Origin of the sequence: Methanonatronarchaeum thermophilum, from assembly GCF_002153915.1 — an archaeon.
GTDB lineage: Archaea > Halobacteriota > Methanonatronarchaeia > Methanonatronarchaeales > Methanonatronarchaeaceae > Methanonatronarchaeum > Methanonatronarchaeum thermophilum.
The window spans coordinates 1-3,105 of record NZ_MRZU01000008.1; the positions used below are offsets into that span (position 1 = coordinate 1).

Consider the following 3,105-nt stretch of genomic DNA (forward strand, 5'->3'; position numbering starts at 1 on the left):
AATTAAAGCAGCGAAAACCTCCTTACCAAGCTCTCTAAAAGGCAATTTAATACTTATCAACCTATTCAAATAATAATAGGCTATCAAAGTCGCCACAGTTATCGAGAAAGCCATTGCGACATCTGCTCCAACCCACAGTTTACCCCTATTCCGGGCAGTAGGAGAGATATCAAGAAAATATAAAGTCATAGATAATCCGTGATTATGCTTCTAGAAAGACTAATTAACTTGTTTTTAATTTTAGGGCTAACCAAAAACAGCAAGCCAAAGTATATCAAAGCACCTAAAACCACTAGAAAAATTGTCTCAACAATGTATAGGGGAGCCATATATTCAGCAAGTGGATATAAAACTAAGCCCATCACTAAGGCACATCCAACCTCCTTACCCAACTCCCTCCATGGAACTGAAACACCGATCAACATATCAAGATACCTGTAGGACAACAACATAGCTATCCCTATAGACAATGTGGTTGCTATCGCGGCTCCAACCCACCCAATCAGATATACCAAAAGGAAGTTTAGAGATAAGTTGAGGACTAAAAAGACAAAGTAAACCCTGAAAGATAGGTCAGGTCTATCCAAGCCATTTATGACCTTGGTGATAACCGATTTGAATGTGTTTGCAATTCTAGCAACAATCAATATAGAGAGTACAATATAGCCTATAACGAACTCCTCACCATATATCCTGAGAACGCCCTCCCCAACCAACAGGGCTCCTACAAGACCGGGGAACGCAATGATAGGCACATAAATCAAGGCTTCTTCAATTATATCTCGTATCTGACTTACCTTGCCCTTACTTGCCAGATGACTAACGTTTGGGAACAATACAGCACCGATGGCACTGGCAACTGCATAAAAAAGGTGTGATATGCTCCAGGCAACCTCATAGATACCGATGTATGCCGGCGCTACAAACAAACCGAGAACGATTGTGTCGGTCCATGAAAAAGCCTTGCTTTCTACCGAACCCAGCCAGCTGTACTTAGAGAAATCGAATATACTCTTAAAATGCCTTTTAGATGGCAATTTCATCTTGATAGTTATCAAGCCAACTCCAACAACCAAGGCAGCTAGATAGCCAACAACATAACCAACTATCAAACCCAGTACCTCGGCTCCAAGCGTCAGCAGGACAACCCACAGCAAAACCTTAACGGAGTCACTTATTAACGATAGTGATTTACCGGTCGCCACCCTTCTCTCGCCTTTAAGAGCATAACTAATCGGTTTTTTGAATACCTTGAACAGCAATACTATGAATATAAAGTAGTAGGCCGGCTCGTAGCCTATGAAACCGATTATTTCTTCTCTAAATATTATTAGTAGTAGCGTGGTGAATCCATAAAGGGTTAGGTTCATCATGAAGGCTGCGCCCAGGAACTCACCCTGTTCTTCTCCCTCACTGATACGTTTTGTTGTAGCACTACCAATACCGAAAGATAGAAATAAAGACAATCCAGAAACTACGGCTGTGAATAGGTAGAACACACCTAGTGTGTCGGCCCCTACAACCCTCGCTGCATATAGGGTTCCAATGAACCCTATAGGGGTGATAGCCATCTTGATTAAGAAGACACCGATTGAGGATTTTGCTATTTTCATTAGGTTTACCATTCCCTACTACAAACCACCCATAGTATAACTCTAAACAATATTATTTTTAATCAAAAAACCATGGGTTAATATTGGTTTTTAGGTTTTAACGTCGTTCTTAAGCTATAAGGAATTTTATTGAGCGTATTGGATGTCTAAACATGAATTTTGGTACTGAGTAGCAGTGGCTTGCTTTAACTCCATCTAATTTAGAGAATCTCTCTACGAACCTACTGTATTTTTTCTTTCTAAGTCTAGCCATACTTAAGGATATACTGTGTTTGTTCTCCTTCTTGACCCAAACGGGGTATTTATCCAGGTCGTTTTGTTTGATAGCCCGTGCAAGTTGGTATGAAGTTGACACAGCACCGCTTATTCCCTCACCGATGAGTGGGTTGACTATACCTGCTGCGTCGCCAACTCTAGCTATCCAACCTCCATCACGCCTGTCGATCAAGCCGGTTTTTTTACCGTGTACGTCCTTCAGGTAGTATGTGTAGTCTAAATAACCCCCACCAGACTTCTTTTTTGAATCAATATTAAGCGGTAGGCTTTCAACGTAACTATCCAACCTCTTTTTACCTATATCTTCCCCGAAACCCCCATAACCAATGTTGGCACGACCCTCTTCCATCGGAAAGATCCAGTAATATCCATCTAACCTCTCTCTATAGTCAAAAACCGCCTTACCTAAAACACTATCGAAACTGCCTTCATAAACACCATAGACTGCGCTTCCAACCTTATAACTCGGCCCTCGAGCGTCAACAACCAGGTCACAACTAAAATCATCGATCTCAACCTCCTCACCGAAAACAACATCCACCTCACCCTCGATATCCTTTAAGATCTTTTTCTGCCAACCCAGCCTATCGATAATCCAGAAAAAATCATCATGCTCAATACGCACATTTCTGGTGCCCCCATCATATTGGAACCTCCAGACCGACTCACTAACTTCAGACCTTATGAAAGGCCTTACCTCACTAATAACTCTGCTTAAAACACCTCTAAAGTCGATAAAACCCTCCCCACAATCAACACGGTAATTACCTCTACTTCTACGTTCAAAAACACGTACATCGACCGTAGGAACCAACTTGTTTATATATCGGGCTGCCAATAAACCGGACAAACCCCCACCAGCAACAACAACACTACTTATCAAAACAAAACCACCAACTAAAGATTTAAATTTAGATAGAAGATTCTTTGGCAATGGATTTTAATTTTCCGAATAAAAACAAAAAAATAAAAAGATATGTTAAGATTAATACCAGAATGGCTTTTATAAATAATTTTTTTGAAGGGGGTTGAACCCCCTTATTTTTAGTCGTATATTACTTCGTATACGATTATTGCGCTTCCGTCGAAGGGTCCTCCAATAATTTCGGGGCTTTTGTATGCTACTTCGAATTTGTCGTATATTACGTCTCCTACTTCTGGTTCGTTGTCTCCTGGACTGACTCCTTCTGGGAACGCGAGGTTGTAGTATGTTGTG

Annotated in this window: 3 protein-coding genes; all 3 read right to left on the reverse strand. The window is 41.0% G+C overall.

Annotation, left to right across the window (positions count from 1 at the left end; translation table 11 throughout):
* Positions 1 to 189 (reverse strand): hypothetical protein (locus AMET1_RS07715; protein WP_143406906.1); only part of this gene is annotated, 189 nt, incomplete at its 3' end.
* Positions 186 to 1,625 carry an oligosaccharide flippase family protein gene (locus tag AMET1_RS07720; protein WP_086637914.1) on the reverse strand — a complete coding sequence of 480 codons (1,440 nt, stop codon included), beginning with the start codon at positions 1,623 to 1,625 and terminating at the stop codon, positions 186 to 188. The genes AMET1_RS07720 and AMET1_RS07715, both read right to left, overlap by 4 nt.
* A gap of 97 nt (positions 1,626 to 1,722) precedes the next feature.
* Positions 1,723 to 2,772, reverse strand: a complete 1,050-nt coding sequence (locus AMET1_RS07725) for an NAD(P)/FAD-dependent oxidoreductase (protein WP_086637915.1) — start codon at positions 2,770 to 2,772, stop codon at positions 1,723 to 1,725.
* Between the last annotated feature and the right edge of the window lie 333 nt (positions 2,773 to 3,105).